Genomic DNA, 25946 nt, shown 5'->3' on the forward strand with positions numbered 1-25946 from the left:
GAAAGGGCCCCCACATGCGCTCCCACCTGCTCAACGACGCCACGGCGGAGAGCTACCGGCGCTCCGTCACCGAAGGAGTCGAGCGGGTGGCGGCCAAACTCGCCGCGACACGCCGCCCGTTCAGCGGCGTCACCCCCGCCGAACTGGCCCCCGTCATCGACGCCGTCGACCTCGACCGGCCGCTCGGCGACGCCTCCGCGGCCCTCGACGAGCTGGAGGACGTCTACCTCCGCGACGCCGTCTACTTCCACCACCCGCGCTACCTGGGCCACCTGAACTGCCCGGTCGTCATCCCCGCCGTCCTCGGCGAGGCCGTCCTCTCGGCGATCAACTCCTCGCTCGACACCTGGGACCAGAGCGCGGGCGGCACCCTCATCGAGCGGAAGCTGATCGACTGGACCACCGGCCGGATCGGCCTCGGCCCCGCCGCGGACGGGGTGTTCACCAGCGGTGGCACGCAGTCCAACCTCCAGGCCATGCTCCTCGCCCGCGAGGAGGCCAAGACGAAGGACCTGGCGAAGCTCCGGATCTTCTCCTCCGAGTGCAGCCACTTCAGCGTCCAGAAGTCGGCCACCCTCCTCGGCCTCGGCGCCGACGCCGTCATCTCCATCCCGGTCGACCGGAACAAGCGCATGCAGTCCGTCGTCCTCGCCGCCGAGCTGGAGGCCTGCCGCGCCGAGGGCCTCGTCCCGATGGCGATCGTCGCCACCGCCGGCACCACCGACTTCGGCTCCATCGACCCGCTGCCCGAGATCGCCACCCTCGCCGACGAGTACGGCGCCTGGATGCACGTCGACGCGGCCTACGGCTGCGGACTGCTCGCCTCCCGCACCCGCCGCCACCTCCTGGACGGCATCGAGCGGGCCGACTCGGTCACGGTCGACTACCACAAGTCCTTCTTCCAGCCGGTGAGTTCCTCCGCCCTCCTGGTCCGCGACGGCGCCACCCTGCGCCACGCGACGTACCACGCGGACTACCTCAACCCGCGCCGCGCGGTCACCGAGCTGATCCCCAACCAGGTGGACAAGTCGCTCCAGACGACCCGCCGCTTCGACGCGCTCAAGCTCTGGATGACCCTGCGCGTGATGGGCGCCGACGGCATCGGCGAGCTCTTCGACGAGGTCTGCGACCTGGCCCGGGAGGGCCACGCGCTGCTCGCCGCCGACCCGCGCTACGACGTCGTGGTCGAGCCGCAGCTCTCCACCCTCGTCTACCGCTACGTCCCCGAGGCCGTCACCTCGCCCGCCGAGATCGACCGGGCCAACCTCTACGCCCGCAAGGCCCTCTTCGCCTCCGGCGAGGCCGTCGTCGCCGGCACCAAGGTCGACGGCCGCCAGTACCTCAAGTTCACCCTGCTCAACCCCGAGACCACCGCGGCCGACATCGCCGCCGTCCTCGATCTGATCGCCGGCCACGCCGAGCAGTACCTGGGAGAGACCCTTGTCCACGCCTGAGACGACCGAGACGTACGACTTCATCGGCATCGGGCTCGGCCCGTTCAACCTCGGACTCGCCTGCCTGACCGAGCCCATCGACCACCTGAACGGTCTCTTCCTGGAGTCCAAGCCGGACTTCGAGTGGCACTCGGGGATGTTCCTCGAAGGCGCGCACCTCCAGACGCCGTTCATGTCGGACCTCGTCACGATGGCCGACCCGACGTCCCCCTTCTCCTTCCTCAACTACCTGAAGGAGAAGGGCCGGCTCTACTCGTTCTACATCCGCGAGAACTTCTACCCGCTGCGGACCGAGTACAACGACTACTGCCGCTGGGCCGCAGCGAAGGTCACCTCCGTCCGCTGGTCGACGACCGTCGCCGCCGTGACCTTCGACGAGACCGACGAGGTCTACGCCGTCACCACCGAGGCCGGGGACACCTTCCGCGCCCGCCGCATCGTCCTGGGCACCGGCACCCCGCCGTACGTCCCCGAGACCTGCGCGGACCTCGGCGGCGACCTGATCCACAACTCGCGCTACCTCCCCAACAAGGAGGCGCTCCAGAAGAAGAAGTCGATCACCCTGGTCGGCAGCGGCCAGAGCGCGGCGGAGATCTACTACGACCTCCTGTCGGAGATCGACGTCCACGGCTACAAGCTCAACTGGGTGACCCGCTCCCCCCGCTTCTTCCCCCTGGAATACACCAAGCTCACCCTGGAGATGACCTCCCCGGAGTACGTGGACTACTTCCACGCGCTCCCCGAGCAGACCCGCTACCGCCTGGAGACCCAGCAGAAGGGCCTCTTCAAGGGCATCGACGGCGAGCTCATCGACGCCATCTTCGACCTGCTCTACCAGAAGAACCTGAACGGCCCCGTCCCCACCCGGCTGCTCACCAACTCCGCGCTGCACGCCGCCGCGTACGACGACACCACCGGCACGTACACGCTGGGCTTCCGCCAGGAGGAGCAGGAGAAGGACTTCACCCTGGACACCGAGGGCCTGATCCTCGCCACCGGGTACAAGTACGCCGTTCCCGCCTTCCTGGAGCCCGTCCGCGACCGCATCCGCTGGGACGGCCAGGGCCGCTTCGACGTGGCCCGCAACTACGCGATCGACACGACCGGCCGGGGGATCTTCCTCCAGAACTCCGCCGTGCACACCCACTCGATCACCGCGCCCGACCTGGGCATGGGGGCGTATCGCAACGCGTACATCATCGGGGAGATGCTGGGCTCCGAGTACTACCCCGTAGAGAAGACCATCGCTTTCCAGGAGTTCGCCGCATGACCATCCGCTTCCGCCCGCTCGATCCCCTCAAGGACGCGGAGCTGCTCCACGCCTGGGTGACCCACCCCAAGGCCGCCTTCTGGATGATGCAGGACGCGACCCTGGACGACGTCGTACGCGAGTACACGGCCTTCGCCGCGAACCCGCACCACCAGGCTTTCATCGGCCTGGTCGACGAACAGCCCGCGATCCTCATGGAGCGCTACGACCCCGCCCACCTGGAGCTGGTCGGGCTGTACGACCCGCTCCCCGGCGACGTCGGCATGCACTTCCTCGTGGCCCCGAGCGACACCCCCGTGCACGGCTTCACCCGCCGGGTGATCACCGCCGTGATGGCGGAGCTGTTCGACGACCCGGCGACCGCCCGCGTGGTCGTCGAACCGGACGTGTCCAACAAGGCCGTCCACGCGCTCAACGAGGTCGTCGGCTTCGTGCCCGAGCGCGAGATCCAGAAGCCGGAGAAGCGGGCGCTGCTCAGCTTCTGCACCCGTGCCCAGTTCGAGGCCGCCGTGGGAGTCACGATATGACCGCCTTCGTCACCGACCCCGTCGCCCACCTCACGCCCGAGCGCTGGGCCGACGCCAACCGCGCGCTGATCCGCAAGGGCCTCGCCGAGTTCGCCCACGAGCGGCTCCTCGACCCGCAGGAGCTGGGCGAGTCCCGCTACAAGGTCCTCAGCGACGACGGCGCGACCGAGTACCGCTTCACCGCGGACCGGTTCGCGCTCGACCACTGGCAGGTCTACGCGGACTCGATCAGCCGCCACCGCGGCGACGAGCAGCTCCCGCTCGACGCACTCCAGTTCATCACCGAGCTGCGCGGCGCCCTCGGTCTGAGCGACGAGATCCTCCCGGTCTACCTGGAGGAGATCTCCTCCACCCTGGCGGGCACGGCATTCAAGTCGACCAAGCCCCAGATCACCGCCTCCGAACTGGCCCACGCCGGCTTCCAGGCGATCGAGACGGGGATGACCGAGGGTCACCCCTGCTTCGTCGCCAACAACGGCCGGCTCGGCTTCGGCGTCGACGAGTTCCGCGCGTACGCCCCCGAGGCCGCGAGCGGCATCCACCTGATCTGGCTGGCCGCCCGCCGCGACCGCACGACCTTCACCGCCGGCGCGGACATCGAGTACGACGCGTTCATCCGCGCCGAGCTGGGCGAGGAGGCGGTGGACGGCTTCGCCGCGACCCTCGCCTCCCGCGGCCTGGACATGGCCGACTACCTCCTGATGCCCTGCCACCCCTGGCAGTGGTGGAACAAGCTCTCGGTCACCTTCGCGGCCGAGGTCGCGCAGCAGCGCCTGGTGTACCTGGGCGAGGGCGACGACACGTACCTGGCGCAGCAGTCGATCCGTACGTTCTTCAACACCTCGGACCCGGCCAAGCACTACGTCAAGACGGCGCTCTCGGTCCTCAACATGGGCTTCATGCGGGGTCTCTCGGCCGCGTACATGGAGGCCACCCCGGCGATCAACGACTGGCTGCACCAGCTGATCGAGTCGGACTCCGTCTTCGCCGCGGCCCGGTTCTCGATCATCCGCGAGCGGGCGGCCGTCGGCTACCGGCACATGGAGTACGAGGCCGCGACCGACCGCTACTCCCCCTACCGCAAGATGCTGGCCGCGCTCTGGCGCGAGTCCCCGGTCCCGACCCTCGCCGAGGGCGAGCGCCTGGCCACCATGGCGTCGCTCCTCCACGTGGACCACACGGGCGCGTCCTTCACGGGCGCGCTGATCAAGGAGTCGGGCCTGGCGCCGACGGAGTGGCTCCGCCGCTACCTCGACGCCTATCTCCTCCCGATCCTGCACAGCTTCTACGCCTACGACCTGGCGTTCATGCCGCACGGCGAGAACGTGATCCTGGTCCTCGACGAGCAGGGCACGGTCTCCCGCGCGATCTTCAAGGACATCGCCGAGGAGATCGTCGTCATGGACCCGGCGGCGGTCCTGCCGCCGGCCGTGGAGCGGGTCCGCGCGGAGATCCCGGAGGACATGAAGCTCCTCTCGGTCTTCACGGACGTCTTCGACTGCTTCTTCCGCTTCCTGGCGGCGACGCTGGCGGCGGAGGGCGTGCTCGACGAGGACGACTTCTGGCGCACGGTCGCGGAGTGCGTCCGGGCGTACGAGGGGTCGAAGCCGGAACTGGCCGACAGGTTCGCCCAGTACGACATGTTCGCGGAGACCTTCGCCCTCTCCGCCCTCAACCGCCTCCAGCTCCGCAACAACAAGCAGATGGTCGACCTCTCGGACCCGTCGGCGGCCCTCCAGCTCATCGGCGACCTCACCAACCCGATCGCCCGCTTCGCCTGACACCCCCGAAACCGATGCGAGCCCCGCCGGAGTACGGTCCTCCGGCGGGGCTCACATCTGTTCCTTGGGGCGCTATCCACACGGCGCAGCAGGGAGGAACGTCCTCCGCTCGGCAGGCGTTGCAGACCTCAGTTCCGCGACCAGCGCAGTCGCGCCCTTCCCTGCCAATCTGCCTTCGAGACCGGATGCCGAAGTGGGCGAGTCGACCTTCTCGCGAGCCTGAGCCACGGTGACCACGCGACCTTCGGACTCCCCCTGGCCGAGAATCGCATCGTCGAACGGGATGACACCGCTACTGCCGAGTCCGCCCCACTGAGCCGGAATCGAAGGGTCCCCCTCGCTGCACCGCGCCTCTTCCCAGACGACGGCCATGACGTAGCTGTGGCCCGTCTCGACGCGCGGGGCGCTCTCCATCGCGAGTTCGGTTCGCTCGCCCGTGTCACCGCCCTTGAAGGACCACCCCAAGGCCCGCCAGCCGAAGACCTCGGGCGCGGGCCGGGGCGCCTTCGGCCGCGACCACAGGACCTCGTCGACGCGCAGCGTGAGATCGCGGTCGACGAACTCCGCACCTCGCGCCCTCACCTGGTCCTTCTCCTCCGTCGGAGTCACCACGACGACGTGATCGGCGTAGGTGACCCAGTCGGTCGCTGTGCGATTCGGAAGTCTGTCCTCGGCGCGCAGGAGGGAGATCCCGGACGCCGCATCGGAGTCGTTCCGCGCCACGAAGACCACGGCCAGGCCAACGGCCACCGCGAGCACGGCACACAGCACCGCGAATCTCGCACGCCGCTTCATCTCGTACCCCCCTGGGCGCCCGGAAGCTGTGACGTCACCCCATGGAGGCAGACGCCCCCGTCACCAGGGCAACGTACTCGGCCGTGACGGCGAAGGTGTCGTGCCCGGTCGCGACGGCACTCTCCCCTCCGATCAGGTGATCACGCTGTGTCACCGACCCATCTCGTCGATTACCCAGCGTCGCTGTGGCAGGTTGGCCACGAGCCGGGGTCCACCGGCCGGGAGCGGAGGTCTGACGCCATGCTGACTCGAATCGCCCGTGGCCTCGCCGGAACAGCAGTGGTCGTGGCCCTCGCCGCGTCGGCGGCCTGCGGGAGCGAGGGCGGCGGCACGACGGACGATCCGACGGAGAGGCCGAATGCCGCGGAGGCCGCAGAGACATCGTCGGCGGCCTCGGACTCGGACTCGGACTCGGACGAATCGATCGGGTCACTCTTCCCGGGAAAGGGCGCAGGCGGCCAGTCCGCCCCGATCGACGTGCCGACCGCCAAGGTGGGCGAATCGGCGGCCGGGAAGGTGAAGGTCGTCAGCACCTCCGACCGGCCCATGCAATTCGCGCCTCCACGGACACTGACCAACAACCCGGACATGGGGGACGCGGATGCGGATCTCGGCACCTGCGCCGGCACGCTGGCCCCCGGCGAGGAGTGCGAGATGAACTTCCGGTTCATGCCGTACAAGGCGGGTTCCTACTCCGGAGTGCTGACCGTCGAGACTTCAGAGGGCGAAACGCTCACCGTGCCCTTCTCCGGCGAGGCGGTGGCGGACGAGCCCTCGCCCACCACCGAGACGCCCGAGCCTTCGCCGACCACCGAGACGCCCGAGCCCGAGCCCACGACCGAGACGCCCGAGCCCGAGCCCACCACCGAGCCGACCCCGATCGAGACCGAGCCCGAGATCGAGCCCGAGTCCGACGTCACTTGACGGCCGAGGTCAGCGCCACGCGCACGGTGTCGTCGTCCGGCAGCACGACCGTCATGTAGTGCTTCATGTCCCGTGCTTGGTGGGAGACCAGGTAGAAGCGGGACGGAGACTTCACGAGCAGGCGGAATCCGGCGTACCGATGCCGGTACGGGCCCTTGGCGGCGCCCAGGTCCTTGTACGTGATGCCCTTCGCGTCGTGCGCGACCGGGATGCGCGAATAGACCAGCACGGGCAGGCTCTTCTCGTTGCCCGCTTCGATGGCCGCCCGGGCCTTGGTCGCCGCGCCCGCGGCCACGTACTGGCTCACACCGAAGAACAGGCTCATGGCCAGCAGCCCGATCAGCAGGGCCCCGCCCGCGGACCACATCCGCTCGGCGGTCCGCTCACGCCGGTGCTCGTCCGCGCTCCGCTGAAGACGCTGCCGCACGGCGAAGAACGCCAGGGTGGCCCCCAGGGCCACCAGGAAGGGCGGGACGAACGGTCTCCACCACAAGCCCGCGGGGAGGGGGAGCCAGATCCGCAGTCCGAAGAAGACCGGAAATCCCAGCAGCGCCATGAACAGGCCGACGACAAGGAGCACCTGGCACACCGTGCGGCGCCGGCGCTCCTTCCCGGGGCGGTCCAGCGTGTGTCCGACCCGGCCGAGCACCAGCAGCACGACCAGTCCGCAGATCAGCAGGAACCACACCGGGCCGAAGACCGCGTCCGGGCTCTTGGCCAGGTAGGACTGGACGGACAGCTGGAGGTCGGCCGCCGGCACGCCGAAGGTCGCGTAATAGGTGTCGGCGTACAGGCTGCCGAAGTAGTAGAGCAGGCCGATGACGGCCGTCCCCGGCGCCACGATGTAGGCCGCCTTGTCGAAGAGCGTCACCCTCGACGGCTCGGGCGCCGGCCGGGACGGTTCCCCCGACGGCTCGGGCGCTGGCTGGGACGGTTCCCCTGACGGAACGGACATGCCGCCAGTCTCCGCACCACCGCCCGGCCGCGCGCGACGAGCCCGCCACCCGGCCGAACTCCGGCCTACTCCCAGGGCACCTGCGGTGAGCGGTAGTAGTCGATGCCCATCGCGTCGAACCGCGGGGCCTGTTCCGCGAGCCGGACCTTGTACGTCTCCCAGTCGTGGGTCTCCGCCGGGGACCAGCCCAGTTCGGCGAGGCCCGGGAGGCGGGGGAAGGCCATGACGTCGAGGTCGTCCGTCGTGGCGAGGGTCTCCGTCCAGAGCGGGGCCTCGATGCCCCGGACGGCGCTCTCCGGGGCGCCCGCGAGGTACGTCGCCGGGTCCCAGTCGTACGAGCGCCGGACCTCGACCGTGCCGGCCCAGGCCAGGCCGAGCTTCGTGTCCTTCGTGTACTTCATGTCGAGGTAGGAGCGGTCGGCCGGCGAGAGGATCAGCCCGGCGCCGTCCCGCGCGGCGGCGGCGACGCGCTCCTTCTCGGCGAGGGGCGTGCGGTCGAGGCCCCAGTACTGGACGAGGGCGCCCTCGACGGGCTTCGTGCCGGTCAGCTGGTGCCAGCCGACGACCGTCTTGCCGTACTTGGCGACGAGCGGCTGCACCTTGTCCATGAAGGTCACGTAGTCGGCGTGGCTGGTGGAGTGGGCCTCGTCGCCGCCGATGTGGATGTAGCGGCCGGGGGTGAGCGCGGCGATCTCGCGGATCACGTCGTCGACGAAGTCGTACGTGACGTCCTTGGGGACGCAGAGGGAGCTGAGGCCGACCTTGATGCCGGTGTAGAGGGGCGGGGCGACACCGTCGCAGTTGAGCTCGGCGTATGAGGAGAGGGCCGCGAAGGTGTGGCCCGGCACGTCGATCTCGGGGACGACCTCCTGGTAGCGGGAGGCCGCGTACCGCACGATCTCCGTGTACTCCTCCTTCGTGTAGAAGCCGCCGGGGCCGCCGCCGACCTCGGTGGAGCCGCCGTGGGTGGTGAGCCGGGGCCAGGAGTCGACGGCGATGCGCCAGCCCTGGTCGTCGGAGAGGTGCAGATGGAGGGTGTTGATCTTGTAGAGGGCGAGCTGGTCGATGAACCGCTTCACCTCGTCGACGGTGAAGAAGTGGCGGGCGACGTCGAGCATGGCGCCCCGGTAGGCGTACCGCGGGGTGTCGGTGATCGTGCCGCCCGCGATCTTCCAGGGGCCCTCCTGGACCGTGCGGCGCTCGACGGCGGAGGGCAGCTGCTGGCGGAGGGTCTGGACGCCGCGGAAGAGGCCGGCGGGCGTGCGGGCGGTGAGGGTGACGCCCTCGGCCCCGGAGTGGAGGCGGTAGCCCTCGTCGCCGAGCGCGGTGTCCTCGCGGTCGAGGCGGAGGCGGATGCCGCCGCCGGCCGCGGCCTCGTCGACGATGTGCAGCGGGAAGCCGGTGGCGGGGCGGAGGAGGCCGGCGAGGTAGCGGCCGACGGCCCGGGACTCGCGGGAGGTCTCGTCGATGCCGATGCGGGTGGCGTGGGTGAGGGTGTACGGCTCGCCCTCGGGGGTGACGGAGGCGGGTACGGGCACGATGCGGCCGAGCGGGCGGACCTCGGGCTCCGCGGCGGCCGCCTTCCCGTCGGTGCCTCCGCTGTCGGCGGCGGCCTCGCCGCAGCCGACCCCGGCGGTGGCGACCAGGAGGAGTGATCCGATGAGGCGAGGAATCCTTCGGCGCTGACTCACGGGCATGGTCCCCTTCGGTGATCGACACGTCTTCGGGTCATATATCCATTTGGCAACCATGCGTACCGCTACCACTACTCCGGGTCAAGGTCTGGACCAATATCCCCGCACAGGGCGCCGATCATGCAGCTCCTGCCCGATTTCGGGCAGGATTCTTGCGAAGAGTGGCAGGCACCCCTCAGTATTCACGGGTGCTCGAACGCCGCCCGTCGCACGACGACCTCGTCGACCATCTGGTCCGCAGCACCGCGCTCCAGCGCGGTGAGGCCGCCCGGGTGGTGCTCGACGTGCTGGCGTACTTCGACGAGACGACCGAGGAGTTCGTCCGCCGCCGCCACCGCGAACTGCAGTCCGGCGGGGCCGTGAACGCCGAGATCTTCGAACGGATCGCGGCGGAGCTGCCGCACCGGGCCGTGGCACCACCGGAGCTCTCGCTCCGACAGCTGCGCCGCATCGTCTACGGCTGAGCCGCGAACGACCACGGCGAGCACACGAGCACCATCACCAACCTGGAGGGGTTTCACCTTTATGTGCGGAATTGTCGGTTACATCGGAAAGCGCGACGTCGCCCCCCTGCTCCTTGAGGGCCTGGCGCGCCTGGAGTACCGGGGATACGACTCCGCCGGCATGGTCATCACCAGCCCGAAGGCCACGGGCCTGAAGATGGTCAAGGCCAAGGGCCGGGTCCGTGACCTCGAGGCCCGCGTCCCCAAGCGCTTCTCCGGCACCACCGGCATCGCCCACACCCGCTGGGCCACCCACGGCGCCCCCAGCGACGTGAACTCGCACCCGCACCTGGACCCCGAGAACAAGGTCGCGGTCGTCCACAACGGCATCGTCGACAACGCCCAGGAGCTCCGCGCGAAGCTGGAGGCCGACGGCGTCGTCTTCGCCTCCGAGACCGACACCGAGGTCATCACCCACCTCATCGCCCGCTCGCAGGCCTCCACCCTGGAGGAGAAGGTCCGCGAGGCGCTCAAGGTCATCGAGGGCACCTACGGCATCGCCGTGATGCACGCCGACTTCAACGACCGCATCGTGGTGGCCCGCAACGGCTCCCCGGTCATCCTCGGCATCGGCGAGAAGGAGATGCTCGTCGCCTCCGACGTCGCCGCCCTGATCGCCCACACCCGCCAGGTCGTCACCCTCGACGACGGCGAGATGGCCACCCTCAAGGCCGACGACTTCCGCACCTACACGACCTCGGGCGCGTCCACCACCGCCACCCCGGAGACCGTGGAGTGGGAGGCCGCCTCCTACGACATGGGCGGCCACGACACGTTCATGCACAAGGAGATCTCCGAGCAGCCCGACGCGGTCGACCGCGTGCTGCGCGGCCGGATCGACGACCGCTTCTCCACCGTGCACCTGGGCGGCCTGAACCTCGACGCCCGCGAGGCCCGCACCATCCGCCGCATCAAGATCCTCGGCTGCGGCACCTCGTACCACGCCGGCCTCATCGGCGCCGGGCTCATCGAGTCCCTGGCCCGCATCCCCGCCGACGCCGAGCCGGCCTCGGAGTTCCGCTACCGCAACCCGGTCGTGGACCCCGACACCCTCTACATCGCCGTCTCGCAGTCCGGTGAGACCTACGACGTGCTCGCCGCCGTCCAGGAGCTCAAGCGCAAGGGCGCCCGCGTCCTCGGCGTCGTGAACGTCGTCGGCTCGGCCATCGCCCGCGAGGCCGACGGCGGCGTGTACGTCCACGCCGGCCCCGAGGTCTGCGTCGTCTCCACCAAGTGCTTCACCAACACGGTCACCGCCTTCGCGCTGCTCGCCCTGCACCTGGGCCGCATCCGCGACCTGTCCGTCACCGACGGCAAGCGGATCATCGAGGGCCTGCGCAAGCTGCCCGCGCAGATCCAGGAGATCCTCGAGACCGAGGACGAGATCAAGAAGATCGCCGCGGAGTACGCGGGCGCCCAGTCGATGATGTTCATCGGCCGCGTCCGGGGCTACCCGGTGGCCCTGGAGGCCTCCCTCAAGCTGAAGGAGATCTCCTACATCCACGCCGAGGCCTACCCGGCCTCCGAGCTGAAGCACGGCCCGCTCGCCCTCATCGAGCCGGCCCTGCCGACGGTCGCGATCGTCCCCGACGACGACCTGCTGGAGAAGAACCGCGCCGCCCTGGAGGAGATCAAGGCCCGCAGCGGCCGCATCCTCGCGGTCGCGCACCAGCCGCAGGCGAAGGCCGACCACACCATCGTCGTGCCGAAGAACGAGGACGAGCTGGACCCGATCCTCATGGGCATCCCGCTCCAGCTCCTCGCCTACCACACGGCGCTCGCCATGGGCCGCGACATCGACAAGCCGCGCAACCTGGCCAAGTCCGTCACGGTCGAGTAGCAGCCGGTCGGGGCCTGTCCCCCCGACCAGCGCCGCCGGGCCTGTCCCCCGGCGGTTCGACCGGACACGAGAGAGGTCCCTGCCGCACACCCAGGTGCGGCAGGGACCTCTTTCACTTCCCCTGTTCGTTACCCCGCGGCCGGGGCGCTCGCCGTGCGCCGGAGCGCCGTCGGCCAGCCCGCCACGGCGGCCGTGGCGCCGTACCAGGCGAGGAGTCCGCCGACGGCCGCGACCCAGCCGCCCGCCTTCGCCAGGCCGCCGTTGTCGGCCAGCGCGCCGATGCCGATGAGCAGCAGCGCGACGAACAGCAGCCCGTACACGCCCTGTCCGAACAGACCGCTCCCCGACGCGGCCATGGTCAGGGTGAGCGCGAGGAGCGCCCACAGGAGCATGAAGAGCCCCACGGCGTCCGCCGAGGCCCCGCCGCCGACGGCGGTCCCCCAGGTGAACCAGAAGGCGCCGAGCGCCGCGTACGCCGTGCCCTCACCGGTGCTGCCGCCGCGCAGGGCGAGCAGTCCGACGAGGAAGAGCGTCACCCCGCCGACCCAGGTGGCGAGGCCTGCGGCATCCGCTGCCGCGACGTTGTCGATGACACCCGTCCCGCCCAGCCCGAAGGCAAGCAGGGTCAGTCCGAGTGCGAGGTTGCCGAGAGTGGAGGTGCTGTTCCCCGCGGCGACTTCGTTGTCCACGGCGGGCTCCCTTCAGGAGAGCAGTCGAGCTGCGTGAGCTGCTGTGATCCGGTGAGCCTTATCTACCCTTCACAAGCGCACAATTCACCTGAGGAAGGCCGAAATTATGGCCGGGGAACGCCAGTTGGGGAGCGGAGCGCGTGAAGGGGGCCGCTTGCGGGTCGAGGGCCGGGCCGCATGCGGGGTCGAGGAAGGCGCCGCTTACGGGTCGAGGGAGGGGCCGGCTACGGGATGACGATCACGGGCCGCTGGGCGCGGCGCGCGAGGCGGCCGGCGACCGAGCCGAAGATCCGGCCGACGATCCCGTGCGTGGAGCCGACCACGATCGCGTCGGCCGAGTACTCGCGGCCGACCTCCTCCAGCTCGTGGCAGATGTCGCCGCCGCGCTCGACGAGGATCCACGGCACCTCGGAGAGGTGCTCGGCGCAGGCCAGCTCGAGCCCGAGGACCTCGGTGCGGTGATCCGGTACGTCGACGAAGACCGGCGGCTCGCAGCCGGCCCACACCGTGGTGGGCAGCCGGTTGGCCACGTGCACGATGATCAGGCCGGAGCCGGAGCGGCGGGCCATGCCGATGGCGTACGCGAGCGCTCGCTCACTGGACATGGAGCCGTCGAAGCCGACGACCACCCCGTGCCGGAAGGCCGGGTCGCAGGCGTGACGTGGCTGTTCGACCGCGAGGGGGTCGACCGTGGAGTCGGCGACGCGCTTGCGGTCCGCGGGTTCGGGGAATTCGTGACCGGCCATCGGTGTCTCGGCGAAGAGAGTCCTCGTGGGAAGGGACGGGAAAGGAGGGGACGGAACAACGGGTGGCGGCGGAGCTGTGTCCGGGAATCATCTTCCCAAGCCCATACCCCCAAGGGTACGGCGACACTCCTCTCCTGCCCAGAGCCCGCCGTGCCACTCCCCGGCGTACGCCCCGCTGTGCGCGGCGTTCCAGGGAGCATGCCCGAGGGGTTCGCGATCTGGCAATGCCGGTTGTGCCCTACAGGCGTCCGTACGGGGGCCAAACGGACGCCACCCACAGTGACCGGAACGTTCCGCTCCTCGTTGCCACAGGTCCAGCCCACCGTCGCAGGGAGACCGCCCGTGCCCGCACCATCGACCACCGTCGGCCAGACCTCCACCGGCTCCGCCCCCGTCCCCGTCCCCGCGCTCGGCTCACCCCGCGGCCGCCGCCGGGCCCCCGTCGCCCCCGTCGCCCCCGCGGGCCCCTCCGCGGGCCCGGACCGGGAGTGGGGGACGGGTGCCGGGGCGGGAACCGCGGATGCTGCCGGTGACGTCGTCCGATGGGCGGTCTTCTGCTGCGTCCTCGTCCCCGTGGTGCTCGTCGTCTACGGCACCTCGCTCGGCGGGGCGGCCGGGACCGCGCTGGGGCTCGTCACGGTGACGGCGGTGTGCCGGGTGCTGCTGCGGCGCTCGGAGCGGGGACTACGGGCCGAAACCGTACGAACCAGGCGCCGGAACTGAGCCGGGGACGCTTCCGCCCCCCTCCGAGTTGACAGGTTCGCACACCCGAGCCCATATGTTTTCAGCCAACTTCCATTCGTCGGCGAGTCCTTGGCGGAACGGTTGGCCAACCCTGGCGCCGAAGGCCCCCGAAGCCCCGCCACAAGGCCCTGCACCCCACACACACGGGGCCTTCGCGGCGCCACCCCTTCCCACGGCGGCCGTCAGGTGGAACGCTTCGCGATCGATCGCTTCGCGCCAAGTGGCCTTGTCGACAATCCACCGGATGGAGAACTTGTCACGCCGGCGCCATGGGACACAGTAGATTCGATCATGGGTACCGAAGACTGGGGTCTCGTGCAAAACCGAGGGGAAACGTGCAGGAGCGACACGACCAGGGAGACGCGAACACCGAGGGGGGCTTAGCGCCATGAGCCAGGACTCCGCCGTACCGGAGGTCGCACGGAAGCTGTCCGGACGCCGCCGCCGCGAAGTCGTCGCGGTGCTGCTGTTCAGTGGCGGCCCCATCTTCGAGAGCTCCATCCCGCTCTCCGTTTTCGGCATCGACCGGCAGGACGCGGGCGTGCCCCGCTACCGGCTGCTCGTCTGTGCCGGCGAGGACGGTCCGCTGCGTACCACCGGCGGTCTCGAACTCACCGCGCCGTACGGCCTGGAGGCCATCGGCCGCGCCGGCACGGTCGTCGTGCCGGCTTGGCGGTCGATCACCTCTCCGCCGCCACCGGAGGCGCTCGAAGCGCTGCGCCGCGCCCACGAGGAGGGCGCGCGGATCGTCGGCCTGTGCACCGGGGCCTTCGTCCTCGCCGCCGCCGGCCTGCTCGACGGCCGCCCGGCGACGACGCACTGGATGTACGCGCCGACGCTCGCCAAGCGCTACCCGTCGGTCCATGTGGACCCGCGGGAGCTCTTCGTCGACGACGGTGACGTCCTCACCTCCGCCGGCACCGCGGCCGGAATCGATCTGTGTCTGCACATCGTGCGGACCGACCACGGCACCGAGGCCGCGGGCGCGCTGGCGCGCCGGCTGGTCGTCCCGCCGCGGCGCAGTGGCGGTCAGGAGCGCTACCTCGACAGGTCTTTACCAGAGGAGATCGGCGCCGACCCGCTGGCCGAGGTCGTCGCCTGGGCGCTGGAGCACCTCCACGAGCAGTTCGACGTGGAGACCCTGGCCGCGCGCGCGTACATGTCACGGCGGACCTTCGACCGCCGGTTCCGCTCGCTGACGGGCTCCGCCCCGCTCCAGTGGCTGATCACGCAGCGGGTGCTCCAGGCACAGCGGCTGCTCGAGACCTCCGACTACTCGGTCGACGAGGTCGCGGGCAGGTGCGGCTTCCGGTCCCCGGTGGCGCTGCGCGGCCACTTCCGGCGCCAGCTCGGCTCCTCGCCGGCCGCCTACCGGGCGGCGTACCGGGCCAGGCGGCCCCAGGGCGAGTCCGCCACGGCGGTGCTCGACCAGGTGCCCGTGCAGGTCGCCGCCGGCATGCGGCGCCCGGCCTCCCCGCTCGACACGGGTAAGCAGCACGCGGACCTCTACGCTCGCCCCTCTTTGCCGGGCCAGCGCACGCCGTAACACCGACCCGCGCGGCCACAAGCGGCGCATCGCAGGAACGACGGGCGTCCGGGGACACCTCCCCCGGGCGCCCGTCGGGCGTATCCCGGGGACCGGACCCCTGCGAGCCGGACCCCGCGAGCCCGGCGTGATCGGCAAGAGACTCCCTGGGGGTGTCTTGTCGGTCAGGCCGGATCAGGGAGCGGGGTCTGGTGCCGTGGATCGCAAGGCGGAGGAGGGAGTCATGGCGGAGCCATGGCGAGTGACGACAACGCGGCGAGGCGCGGTGCAGGACCCCGCGAGCCCGGCGTGATCGGCAAGAGACCCCCTAAGGTGGACGCATGAACGATCGCATGGTGTGGATCGACTGCGAGATGACCGGGCTCTCGCTGACGGACGACGCACTCATCGAGGTGGCCGCACTGGTCACCGACTCGGAACTGAACGTGCTCGGCGACGGGGTGGACATCGTGATCCGCCCGCCGGACGCGGCGCTGGAGACCATGCCCGAGATCGTGCGCCGGATGCACACGTCCTCGGGGCTCCTCGACGCGCTCGCCGGCGGCACGACGCTCGCCGACGCGGAGGCCCAGGTCCTCGCGTACATCCGCGAGCACGTCAAGGAAGCCGGCAAGGCGCCGCTGTGCGGGAACTCGGTCTCCACGGACCGCGGCTTCCTCGCCCGGGACATGCCTGCCCTGGAGAGCCACCTGCACTACCGGATCGTCGATGTCTCCTCGGTCAAGGAGCTGGCTCGCCGCTGGTACCCGAGGGCGTACTTCAACAGTCCGGAGAAGAACGGCAACCACCGGGCGCTCGCCGACATCCGCGATTCCATCGCGGAACTGCGCTACTACCGCGAGGCCGTCTTCGTCCCGCAGCCCGGCCCCGACTCGGAGACCGCCAAGCGGATCGCCGCCAAGCACGTCGTACCGGCCGAATGACCGCCCGCTCGCGCCCGCGGAACCCCCTCCGGGAAACGTGGGCGCGAGCACCCCTCAGAACCCTGTAGACTTCTTCTCGGCCGGTCGGGGAAACCCGAAAAACGCCGGTCATGGTGGGTATAGCTCAGATGGTAGAGCACCTGGTTGTGGTCCAGGATGTCGCGGGTTCGAGTCCCGTTACTCACCCTTAGTAGGAAAAAGGCCCCGATTCGCGGAGACGCGAGTCGGGGCCTTTCTCATGTGCCCGCCCTCTTTCCTTGATCACTCGCAGTTACAGATTGCAAACGGCTGCAACGCAGTGTGATCGATTGCATATGCCCTTGGCACTCTCTTTACCTCGTTCTCATGCAAAGCTCACGGGCCACCTGTCCCTACGGGTGAACCACATCGAACGAACAAGCTAAGGGGGAGAGATGCGAAGAGGCGTACGTACCGCTTCCGTCTCTGCCGCCGTGGCGCTGACGCTGTCCATACAGCTGCCGGCGCTCGCGGTGGAGGAAACAGCAGCACCAGCCGGGGAATTCGGCACCACCTCCGTCCGTGCGACCGAGGCTCCTGACCTCGCCTCGGCGCGCCTGGCCGCCGCACTCGGCGGCAAGAGGGTGGAGGCCCTGTCCGAGCGGACGGCGACCTCCAGCACCTGGGCCAACCCGAACGGGACGCTCACCACGGAGACGGCCTCCGGGCCCGTCCGCGTCAAGGAGGGCGGCGAGTGGAAGCCGCTCGACACGACCCTCGTCGACACCGGGGCGCGGCTGGAGCCCGAAGTCGCCGTCGCCGACGTGGAGCTGTCCGACGGCGGCGCGGAGGACTTCGCCGCCGTGACCCGCTCGGGCCGGACCTTCGGTCTCGACTGGTCCGCCTCGAAGTCCCTGCCGACCCCTCAGCTCGACGGCGACACCGCGGTCTACGAGGACGTCGTCCCCGGGGGCGACCTGCACGTCACCGCGCTCCCCCAGGGCTTCACCGAGTCGCTCATCCTGCACGAGCGCCCCACCGAGCCGGTGGAGCTGCGGCTGCCCGTCACGCTCGACGGGCTGAGCCTGGAGAAGGAGAAGTCGGGGCACCTCCGACTCGAGGACTCCAAGGGGACGTTGGTCGCCAGCGCCCCGGCGCCCCGGATGTGGGGCATGGGGACGAACCCGAAGTCGGGTGACCCCACGCACTCCATGGAGATCGAGACCCGTATCGAGCGGGCCGCGGGCAAGGCCGTCCTGGTCCTCAAGCCCAGCATGGACTTCCTCACCGACCCCGATGTCACCTACCCGGTGAACATCGACCCCACGACGACCCTGGCCGCGTCCACGGACACCTGGGTCGCCACCAACTACCCCGACTCCCAGCGCGGTTCGACCGAGCTGAAGGCGGGCACCTACGACAGCGGCAGCACGAAGGCCCGTTCGTACGTGAAGTTCGACGTCGCGAAGTACGCCGGCACGCAGATCCTGGACACCGAGTTCCGGCTGCACTCCTACTGGTCCTCCAGCTGCTCCGCGACCGGTTCGGGTGTCGCGGTCAAGCGCATCACCGCCAACTGGGACCCCAGCGCGGTGACCTGGGGAGCGCAGCCCGCGACGACCACGGACGGTTCCGTCGTCTCCAAGGCCGCCTACGGCTTCAGCTCGGCCTGCCCGGCGAACTTCATGCGCTGGGACGTGGACGGCATCGTCCAGGCCTGGGCCGACGGCCAGCCGAACCACGGCCTCCAGGTGCGCGCCGTGGACGAGGCCGACTCGCTGAGCTGGCGCCGTTTCCGCTCGGCGAACTACGTGGACGGCTCGCAGGGCCCCACCGAGCCGACGCTCGTCGTCACGTACAACACCAAGCCGAACCTGGCCTCCCCCCTGAGCCCCCTCAACGCGACGGTCACCTCGGACACGACCCCGACCCTCACCGGTTACGCGACGGACCCCGACGGTGACTCCGTACGCCTCACCTTCGAGGTGTGGAACAGCGCCGGCACCACCAAGGTGACCACCGGCACCTCCGCCTTCGTGCCCTCCGCCAAGCCCGCCGCCTGGACCTCCCCCGCTCTCGCGCCGGGCGCGTACAAGTGGCGCATCGCGGTGTACGACGGCAAGCTCTGGAACGGCGGTTGGTCCGCCTGGCGCACCCTGACCGTCGACACCTCCGTGCCGGTCGCTCCCTCCGTCACCTCCACCACCTACCCCGCCGACGGTCTGTGGCACGGTGGCGCGGGGACGCCGGGATCGTTCACGATCGCCGACACCAAGGGACAGGCCGTCACGGCCGAGTACGCCCTGGACGGCGGGGCGCCGAGCACCGTCGCGCTCACGGCCGGCAAGGCGACGGTGAACCTGACCCCCGCGACGGACGGCACACACGTCCTCACCGCCCGGGTCAAGAACGCCGCCGGAACGTGGTCGGAGCTCGCGGAGTACACGTTCCGCGCCGGCCGCATCACCGGAAGCCTCACCTCCGGCTTCATCAACGAGCTCGCCGAGACGCACTTCGCCGACCTGCTGCACCCCGAGGAGGCGCCCGCGGAGGCCGAGGACCGGCCCGTCGACACCGAGTACCCCGAGGTCGACGACACTCCCGTGGGCTACCAGGAGCAGATCGACCCGGAGGTCATCGAGACCGAGGAGTCCGTCCTGGCCTCCGGAGTCGTGGAACTCCCGGGCACCGCGGGCCAGGAGATCGTCGGCACGAGCGCCGACGGTGCCACCCAGACCTCGGTGACCATGCCGGAGGGCGCCGCCGCGAGCGCCGGCCTCAGCGAGACCGGCGTCATCGTCTACCCCAACACGCAGACGGACGCGGACACCCTCGCCATCCGGACGGGGCAGAACGCCGTCGAGACGTTCCACCTTCTCAGGAGCGCCGCCGCGGCGCAGAGCTACTCGTACACGCTGCAGCTGCTTCCCGGTCAGACGGCGACGCAGGCCGCGGGGAACGTCATCATCGTCGCGGACGAGCTGGGCAACCTGACCTTCATCACCGCGCCTCTCGCCAGGGACGCCAAGGGTGTGGAGATCCCGGTGAAGCTCACGCTCGCCGGGAGCGTCGTCACCGCCTCGCTGGACCCGGCCGCCGGTCAGCAGTTCGCCTTCCCGGTCCTGATGGACCCCGGCTTCGGCTACGGCAGCGCCACTTCCTCCGAGCGGTCCTACTGCTTCTGGAACCCGATCGACTGCACCGCCGCGTACGACGCCGCGAACAAGGCGTTCAAGCAGGCGCAGGACTGGTACCCGGACAGCACCCTCTTCCAGGGGACGGGTGACTCCTTCCGCCACTGCTACTGGAACGCGCGGATGGAGATCCGGCTGTCCACCACGGACGCCTACGAGTTCGCCACCCGGCACGAGTCGACGTCCTCGGGCGTCGACAAGCAGATGGACCTGAAGAACAACGCGATCGGCCGGGAGATCGGCCGGAAGCGCACCGGTCAGACCAGCGCCGGGACCAGGGCGCGGGATGATTGCCGCAGCGCACAGCGGAACGGCAAGCTGTGGATCATCAAGAGCGGCAAGCTTGTGAGGAGCAACCAGTGACGCCCCTCTTCCTGCGGCGGGCGGGTGCGGCGATCCTCGGCCTCGAGGTCGCCTACCTGCTGCTCATGCAGCTGTCCATGGCCGTCTTCATGGTGGACACCTCGGAGATCGACCACACGGAGTCGGCAGGCTCCGGCGCCCTGCTCTTCCTCGGCGCCGAAGCGGCGGCGGTACTGGTCCTGCTCTGGGCCGCGGCTCTGCTCGCGCTGCCGTCCTTCGCGGACAAGGGACCCACGTGGGCCCGTGTCGCGGGACTCGGCCTGGCGACGGCCGTCCAGGTGCTCGGCGCCTGGTCGGCGACGGCCAACGCCCTGGCCCAGGACGCCGGACCTGACGTCGTGATCAACGGCGTGATGGTCCTGTTCGCCGTGATCGCCTCCGCCGCGTGCCTCCTGGGCCTCCGCGGCGAGTTCCGGAGGACGGAGCTCACGGCCACGGCCTGACCCGTACTCCTTGCCTGACAGCACGACCGAGGCCCCGGTTCTCCCGAACCGGGGCCTCCGTCGTTCCCGTACGCCCTCAGGAGCAGGTGAGGGACGCCGGGGGCGGGTTGGTGGCCGACCAGGTGCCGTTGAAGCCGAAAGCGGTCGAGCCGCCCGGAGCGATCGTCGCGTTGTAGGAGAGGTGGGTCGCCGTCGCCTCCGCGCCGGTCTGGGTCACCGTGGCGTTCCAGGCCTGGGTGACCCGCTGCCCGGCGGGCTGGGTCCAGCGGACGGTCCAGCCGGTCAGCGGGGCCGTACCCGTGTTGCGGACGGTGACCTGCGCCGTGAAGCCGCCCGTCCACTGGCTCGTGACCGCGTACGTGGCGGAGCACCCGCCCGGGGCGGGCGGGGTGACCGGGGCGAGCGCCTCGGCGATCCCGGCGCGGGCGGGCTTCGCGGCGAGCCCTTCGTCGTACGGGGTCGCCGCGCCCTGGCCCGGGAAGAAGTCCGGGATCCAGGAGTCGGAGTCGGTGAAGCCCCAGACCGTGACGCCCGCGCAGCGGGTGACGGCCAGGCAGGCGCGCAGGACGGAGGCGTAGTCGGCCTTCTGCTGCGCGAGCTTCGCCTCGGTCGCGGGGAGGGTCATCCGGATGTCGAGCTCGGTGATCGCCACGTCCACGCCGAGGTCGGCGAAGCGGCGCAGGTTGGCCTCCAGGGAGGCGGGGACCTGGCCGAGGACCAGATGGGCCTGGAAGCCGACGCCGTCGACCGGGACGCCCTGCGCGAGGAGCCGCTTCACGAGGGCGTACATGCCGTCGCTCTTCGCGCCGACCGCGTCGGTCGAGTAGTCGTTGAGGTAGAGCTTCGCGGCCGGGTCGGCGGCCCGGGCGGCGCGGAAGGCGTCGGCGATGTACGACTCGCCGAGGGTCGCGCCGAAGACGGACTGCCGGAGGGTGCCGTCCTCGTTCAGGGGCTCGTTGACGACGTCCCAGTGGTCGATCCTGCCCCGGTAGCGGCCGGCCTCGGCGGCGATGTGGTCGGTCATCAGGGTGCGCAGCTGATCGGCGGTCCAGGTGCCGCCGGTGACCCAGGAGGGCAGCTGGCTGTGCCAGACGAGGGTGTGGCCGCGGACGCGCTGGCCGTGGGCCTCGGCGAAGGCGACGACCTTGTCGGCGCCGGTCCAGTCGTAGGTGCCCCGGGTGCGTTCGACGGAGCCCCACTTCATCTCGTTGCCGGGGGTGACCGAGTCGAACTGGGCGGCGGCGACGTCCGCGTATCCGCCGGTGAGCCGGCCGGCGGTGACGGCGGTGCCGAGGTAGCGGCCGCGGGCCTCGGCGAGGTCCCGGAGCGGGGTGTCGGCGGCGGTCGCGGGTGCGGTGGCGAGCGCGGTCAGGGCGGCGGCGAGGACCGCGCCCGCGGCGATCAGGCGACGGAGCACGTCGCACCTCCGAGGGTGAAGGCGGCGGGTACGGGGTTGCTGCCGGTCCAGGTGCCGGTGAAGCCGAAGGAGGCGGAGGCTCCGGCCGCGACGGCGCCGTTCCAGCCGGCGTTCCGTGCGGTGACCGCGGTGCCGGACTGGGTCGGGGCGGCGTTCCACATCTGGCCGATCCGCTGTCCGGCGGGGTACTCCCAGCCGAGGGCCCAGCCGGTCCAGGCGGTGGTGGAGGTGTTGGTCAGGGTGACGTCGGCCTGGAAGCCGCCCTGCCACTGGTTGGTGACCTTGTAGGCGACCTTGCAGGCGCCGGTGGGGGTTCCCGGGTCGGTGCCGCCGCCGTCGCCGCCACCCGTTTCGGCGGTGTCGCCGTAGATGATGCCGCGGCCGTTGGTGGAGACGTACACGCGGCCGTAGACCCGGGGGTCGCCGGTGATCGCGCCGCCGGTCCAGCCCCACTGGTGGGCGTCGTCGTTGATCCGGACCCAGCTCGCGCCCGCGTCGGTGGAGCGGAAGACGCCGCGGATGCCGCCGATCTTCGCGCTGGTGTAGAGCGCGGGGTACGAGGCTCCCGGGGCGGCCTTGCCGAAGCCGATGGTGTCGGCCTGCTCGACGCCGGAGACGCGGGTGAAGGTGGCGCCGCCGTCGGTGGAGTGCCAGAGGCCGTAGGTGGAGTCGGTGGCGCCGCCGGCGAACCAGAGGTCGCCCTTCCTGCCGGGGACGGCCTTGAAGCGGGCGTTGCCCTTGGCGGGGAGGCCGCCGGCGCGGGCGGTGAAGTTCGCGCCGCCGTCCGTACTGGCGTAGAAGGTGCCGTCCTTGAAGCCGTAGAAGGTCTTCGGGTCGACGCGGTCGGACTCGACGGTCGCGCCGGCGGGGATGCCGGTGGAGGCGGTCCAGGCGCCTCCGGTGCCGGTGTGGACGCCGGTGCCGTCCGGGCTCCAGACGAACCGGGTGCCGTCGGCGGAGGCGGCGACGGTGCCGCCTCCGGTGACGCCCGAGGGCTCCTGTCCCGGGGACCAGTTGGCGCCGTTGTCGGTGGAGAAGGCGACGCGGGGCCCGCCGTCGAGGTGGCCGGCCCGTACGACGGTGCCCGGCTTGGTCTCCGCGAAGTCGACGCTGGTGGTGGAGGTGAAGTTGGGGCCGGTGAACATCATCGACGGGACCTTGGTGAGGTCCGTGTGCCGGAAGCCGCCGATGTCGCCGAGGGCGCTGATCAGCGGGGCCCCGGAGGGCGGCGAGGCGAGGTCGAGGACGGCGGTCTCCTCCAGTCCCTTCACCATGGGCCGGATGGTGAAGTTCGTGCCCGTGTCCCACTTGGCGAGTTCGGTGGTGCCGTAGATCGTGGCCCCGGTGCCGTACATCATGCGGTTCGAGTCGAAGGGGTCGATCTCCAGTGCCTCGGTCATCCAGCCGAGCTTCGGGGTCTGTTCGGGCGCGGTGGGCGTGCCGCCCCAGGTGAGCCAGGGGGCGGAGGAGACGTCCATCGTGTAGCGGTTGGCGCGGGTGGGGTACGAGGTGTAGTCCCAGGCCTTGGTCCAGGTGGCGCCGGAGTCGGTGGAGCGGAAGATCTGGGTGTCCGGCCACCAGGCGCTGTAGGCGGAGACCATGACCGTGCCAGGCTTCTGCCGGTCGACGGTGAGGCCGCTGAAGCCGTGGAAGGTGTCGGCCTCGGCGACGGGGCTGATGTCCTTCCACTCGCCGGTGGCGGTGGCGTACCGCCAGACCTGGCCCTTGCCGCCGTCGTACGGGCCGGCGCGGTCGCTGTAGGCGAGGTAGAGGTGGCCGTTCGCGGCGTCGAGGACGCCCTTGTGGGCGAGGTGACCGGTGGGCTGGCCGGCGAGGCGGGTCCAGGTGGCGCCGGCGTCGGTGGAGCGGTAGACGGCGTTGTCCTTGTCGCCGACGCCGACGTAGATCGTGCGGGTCGCGGAGCCGGCGGTGCCGGTGGACTCGTCGAAGGTGACCCAGACGATGCCCTGTTCGTCGGAGTTGTAGCCGCTGGTGTCAGTGGGGTCCTGCTGGAAGTTTCCGGGGTTGGTGAAGGAGGTGACCTTTGCCCAGGTGGCGCCGGAGTCGGTGGAGCGCCACAGGCCGTTGCCGCTGGGGGCGCCGAGGTAGAGGACGCTGTTCTTGTGCGGGTCGACGGCGAGGCGTTCGCCCATGCCGCGGCCGGGCATGTTGCCGCCGAGCTTGAAGGGGAGGTCGGCGCGCTGCCAGGTGGCGCCCCGGTCGGCGGAACGGAGGACGGCGCCGTTCCCGGGGTCCCAGTCGTTCGTGTACGTGCCGACCGCCGCGTACACCCGGTTCGGGTCGACGGTGTCGGAGGCGAGGCCGACGACTCCGGTGTGGCCCCAGTGGTCCCAGTCGACGGAGTCGAGGAGCGGGGTCCAGGAGGTGGTGGCCTGGTTCCAGCGGTAGACGCCGCCGATGTCGGTGCGGGCGTAGACGAGGTCCTTCTCGGCCCGGTTGAAGACGATGCCGGGGACGAAGCCGCCGCCGTCGATGCGGACGTTCTTCCAGGTGTACGAAGGTGCTGCCGCTGCCGCGGGTACGGGCGTCTCCGAGGCCGCGGTCGCGGGGACCGCTCCCGCGAGGAGGCCCGCGGTCAGGGCGAGCCCCGCGAGGAGGTGGCGTGTTCTGCGCATGGGTATCCCGTCGAAGATTGAATGGGAGCGCTCCCACTATTGAGTCGGGGTCAGAACACGGTCAAGGTCCGGGAGTCGTCGAAGACGTTCGACGACGCAGGCGTGGAGGTGGGGGTGCGGGTGTGGTGCGTGCGGGTGACTTCCGCGCGGCCCGGCGAGCTGCCCCCGCCGCCCGGACGGAGCCGCACTACGGTCGGGGCGCATGGGGAGCAGGAGGAGGAACGGGCCCGTCGTCGTACTCGCCCTCGCCCTCCTCCTGGGCGCGACACTCTCCGGCGGCTGCGCGACCGACCCCGCACCGCCGCCCGGGGCGGGCGTCCCGGCGCGGGAGCCGGTGGACGGGAGCGGGCGGCGGATCACGCTCACCGTCGGGGTGTTCGGCACGTTCGGCCTCCAGGAGGCCGGGCTCTACGACACGTACATGCGGCTCCACCCGGACATCGCGGTCCGGCAGACCTCCCTCACCCGCAACGACGTCTACTACCCGCAGCTGCTCACCCACCTCACCGCCGGCTCCGGCCTCGCCGACGTCCAGGCCGTCGAGGTCGGCAACATCGCCGAGGTCCTCGCCACGCAGACGGGCCGGCTCGACGCGCTCGGCTCGGCACCGGGGGTCGACCCGAGCGCCTTCCTGCCGTGGAAGTGGGCGCAGGGCACCGCTCCCGACGGGCGCACGCTCGCGCTCGGCACCGACATCGGGCCGCAGGCCGTCTGCTACCGCAAGGACCTCTTCGCCCGGGCCGGACTGCCCACCGAGCGGGGCGCGGTCGGTCGGCTGTGGGCCGGGGACTGGCGCAAGTACCTGGCGGCCGGGGTCCGTTACCGCGAGCGGGCCCCGAAAGGCACGGCCTTCACCGACTCCGCGTCCGGGGTGATGGCGGCGGTCACGGGCAGCGCGGCGCTCCGCTACTACGACGAGCGGGGCGAGCTGATCGTGGCGGTCAATCCGGCCGTACGGGAGGCCTGGAACCTCGCGGCGGCGTTCGCCCGGCAGGGGCTCACGGCCCGGCTCCAGCAGTTCACGCCCGGCTGGGACCAGGCCTTCGCCAACGGCGTGTTCGCCACGGTCGCCTGCCCCGCCTGGATGCTCGGCTACATCCAGGACAAGGCGGGCCCCGCCGGGCGCGGCCGCTGGGACGTGGCCGCGGCGCCCCGTCCCGGCAACTGGGGCGGCTCGTTCCTCGTCGTGCCCTCCGCCGGACGGCACCGCGCGGAGGCGGCCCGGCTCGCGGCCTGGCTGACGGCGCCCGCCCAGCAGGCGGTGCTCTTCGAGCGGCGCGGCAGCTTCCCGAGCGCCTCGGCCGCGTACGCGCTCCCGTCGGTCGCGGACGCCCGGCACCCGTACTTCGGCGACGCCCCGGTCGGCGAGATCTTCGCCGCGGCGGCCCGGGGCGTCCCCCGGGCCCCCGTCGGCCCGAAGGACGCCCTGGTCGCCCAGACCCTGGCCGACGTCGGCATGCTCCAGGTCGACCAGACGGGCCGCTCGCCGGAGTCGGCCTGGAAGGCCGCGATGAAGGCGATCGACAACGCGCTGGACCGGTGAG

The 25946-nt window shown here is 70.9% G+C and carries 20 protein-coding genes and 1 tRNA gene; 14 read left to right on the forward strand and 7 right to left on the reverse strand.

Annotated elements, in window-relative coordinates; genetic code table 11:
• The first annotated feature begins 14 nt into the window (after positions 1-14).
• From SGA01_RS31925 to SGA01_RS31940, 4 genes are read left to right on the forward strand one after another with little or no spacing between them, the layout of a single operon-like run.
• Positions 15-1454, forward strand: a complete 1440-nt coding sequence (locus tag SGA01_RS31925) for a pyridoxal phosphate-dependent decarboxylase family protein (protein WP_141300902.1) — start codon at positions 15-17, stop codon at positions 1452-1454.
• Positions 1441-2724 (forward strand): lysine N(6)-hydroxylase/L-ornithine N(5)-oxygenase family protein, encoded by a 1284-nt coding sequence (locus tag SGA01_RS31930; RefSeq protein ID WP_141300904.1) that lies wholly within the window; start codon positions 1441-1443, stop codon positions 2722-2724. Before SGA01_RS31925 ends, SGA01_RS31930 begins: the two co-directional genes overlap by 14 nt.
• Positions 2721-3251 carry a GNAT family N-acetyltransferase gene (locus SGA01_RS31935; protein WP_141300906.1) on the forward strand — a complete coding sequence of 177 codons (531 nt, stop codon included), beginning with the start codon at positions 2721-2723 and terminating at the stop codon, positions 3249-3251. Before SGA01_RS31930 ends, SGA01_RS31935 begins: the two co-directional genes overlap by 4 nt.
• Positions 3248-5032, forward strand: a complete 1785-nt coding sequence (locus tag SGA01_RS31940) for an IucA/IucC family protein (protein WP_141300908.1) — start codon at positions 3248-3250, stop codon at positions 5030-5032. The genes SGA01_RS31935 and SGA01_RS31940 overlap by 4 nt, the downstream gene beginning before the upstream one ends.
• A gap of 72 nt (positions 5033-5104) precedes the next feature.
• Here the strand turns inward: SGA01_RS31940 and SGA01_RS31945 are convergent, their stop codons facing one another.
• A complete protein-coding gene (locus SGA01_RS31945) occupies positions 5105-5827 on the reverse strand; it encodes a hypothetical protein (RefSeq protein WP_229917511.1) in 723 nt (240 codons plus the stop codon).
• A gap of 240 nt (positions 5828-6067) precedes the next feature.
• Here SGA01_RS31945 and SGA01_RS31950 point away from each other — a divergent pair, with 240 nt between their 5' ends.
• A complete protein-coding gene (locus tag SGA01_RS31950; protein ID WP_141300910.1) occupies positions 6068-6751 on the forward strand; it encodes a hypothetical protein in 684 nt (227 codons plus the stop codon).
• Here SGA01_RS31950 and SGA01_RS31955 read toward each other — a convergent pair.
• Together SGA01_RS31955 and SGA01_RS31960 are read right to left on the reverse strand one after the other, a co-directional pair.
• Positions 6744-7622 carry a DUF4175 domain-containing protein gene (locus SGA01_RS31955; protein ID WP_141300912.1) on the reverse strand — a complete coding sequence of 293 codons (879 nt, stop codon included), beginning with the start codon at positions 7620-7622 and terminating at the stop codon, positions 6744-6746. The genes SGA01_RS31950 and SGA01_RS31955 overlap by 8 nt on opposite strands.
• 149 nt (positions 7623-7771) lie before the next feature.
• A complete protein-coding gene (locus SGA01_RS31960) occupies positions 7772-9403 on the reverse strand; it encodes a beta-N-acetylhexosaminidase (RefSeq protein WP_141300914.1) in 1632 nt (543 codons plus the stop codon).
• Between the two features lie 185 nt (positions 9404-9588).
• Between SGA01_RS31960 and SGA01_RS31965 the strand changes: the two genes are divergently transcribed.
• Together SGA01_RS31965 and glmS are read left to right on the forward strand one after the other, a co-directional pair.
• Complete coding sequence (locus tag SGA01_RS31965; protein ID WP_024758123.1) at positions 9589-9864, forward strand: hypothetical protein; 276 nt, start codon at positions 9589-9591, stop codon at positions 9862-9864.
• Between the two features lie 61 nt (positions 9865-9925).
• Positions 9926-11743, forward strand: coding sequence for a glutamine--fructose-6-phosphate transaminase (isomerizing) (glmS, locus tag SGA01_RS31970; RefSeq protein WP_055643332.1), 1818 nt, complete (start codon positions 9926-9928; stop codon positions 11741-11743).
• A 128-nt stretch (positions 11744-11871) separates the two neighbouring features.
• On the opposite strand, the gene SGA01_RS31975 is transcribed toward glmS, so the two are convergent.
• Entirely contained in the window at positions 11872-12432 is a 561-nt protein-coding gene (locus SGA01_RS31975; RefSeq protein ID WP_055643331.1) for a GPR1/FUN34/YaaH family transporter, read from the reverse strand.
• 224 nt (positions 12433-12656) lie between these two features.
• Complete coding sequence (locus SGA01_RS31980; protein WP_055643330.1) at positions 12657-13178, reverse strand: universal stress protein; 522 nt, start codon at positions 13176-13178, stop codon at positions 12657-12659.
• Between the two features lie 342 nt (positions 13179-13520).
• On the opposite strand from SGA01_RS31980, the gene SGA01_RS31985 reads away from it, so the two are divergent.
• The 6 genes from SGA01_RS31985 (at position 13521) to SGA01_RS32010 (ending at position 20349) form a co-directional block, all read left to right on the forward strand.
• Positions 13521-13901: a hypothetical protein gene (locus tag SGA01_RS31985; protein WP_141300916.1), complete on the forward strand. Its 381-nt coding sequence runs from the start codon at positions 13521-13523 to the stop codon at positions 13899-13901.
• Positions 13902-14310: 409 nt separating this feature from the next.
• The gene (locus SGA01_RS31990) at positions 14311-15468 is read left to right on the forward strand and encodes a helix-turn-helix domain-containing protein (RefSeq protein WP_141300918.1); all 1158 of its coding nucleotides are present in this window, start codon (positions 14311-14313) and stop codon (positions 15466-15468) included.
• Positions 15469-15788: 320 nt separating this feature from the next.
• Positions 15789-16391: an oligoribonuclease gene (orn, locus tag SGA01_RS31995; RefSeq protein ID WP_141300920.1), complete on the forward strand. Its 603-nt coding sequence runs from the start codon at positions 15789-15791 to the stop codon at positions 16389-16391.
• Between the two features lie 113 nt (positions 16392-16504).
• Positions 16505-16577: transfer RNA gene (locus tag SGA01_RS32000), tRNA-His, on the forward strand.
• Positions 16578-16804: 227 nt separating this feature from the next.
• The gene (locus SGA01_RS32005; RefSeq protein WP_141300922.1) at positions 16805-19906 is read left to right on the forward strand and encodes a DNRLRE domain-containing protein; all 3102 of its coding nucleotides are present in this window, start codon (positions 16805-16807) and stop codon (positions 19904-19906) included.
• Positions 19903-20349, forward strand: coding sequence for a hypothetical protein (locus tag SGA01_RS32010; RefSeq protein WP_141300924.1), 447 nt, complete (start codon positions 19903-19905; stop codon positions 20347-20349). The genes SGA01_RS32005 and SGA01_RS32010 overlap by 4 nt, the downstream gene beginning before the upstream one ends.
• A 76-nt stretch (positions 20350-20425) precedes the next feature.
• On the opposite strand, the gene SGA01_RS32015 is transcribed toward SGA01_RS32010, so the two are convergent.
• Both SGA01_RS32015 and SGA01_RS32020 read right to left on the reverse strand, forming a co-directional pair.
• Complete coding sequence (locus SGA01_RS32015) at positions 20426-21766, reverse strand: glycoside hydrolase family 10 protein (RefSeq protein ID WP_141300926.1); 1341 nt, start codon at positions 21764-21766, stop codon at positions 20426-20428.
• Positions 21751-24402, reverse strand: coding sequence for a cellulose-binding domain-containing protein (locus tag SGA01_RS32020; protein ID WP_141300928.1), 2652 nt, complete (start codon positions 24400-24402; stop codon positions 21751-21753). Before SGA01_RS32020 ends, SGA01_RS32015 begins: the two co-directional genes overlap by 16 nt.
• Positions 24403-24604: 202 nt before the next feature.
• Here SGA01_RS32020 and SGA01_RS32025 point away from each other — a divergent pair, with 202 nt between their 5' ends.
• Entirely contained in the window at positions 24605-25945 is a 1341-nt protein-coding gene (locus tag SGA01_RS32025; protein ID WP_141300930.1) for an ABC transporter substrate-binding protein, read from the forward strand.
• Position 25946 lies beyond the last annotated feature (1 nt).

The organism is Streptomyces gardneri (assembly GCF_006539185.1).
Classification (GTDB): domain Bacteria; phylum Actinomycetota; class Actinomycetes; order Streptomycetales; family Streptomycetaceae; genus Streptomyces; species Streptomyces gardneri.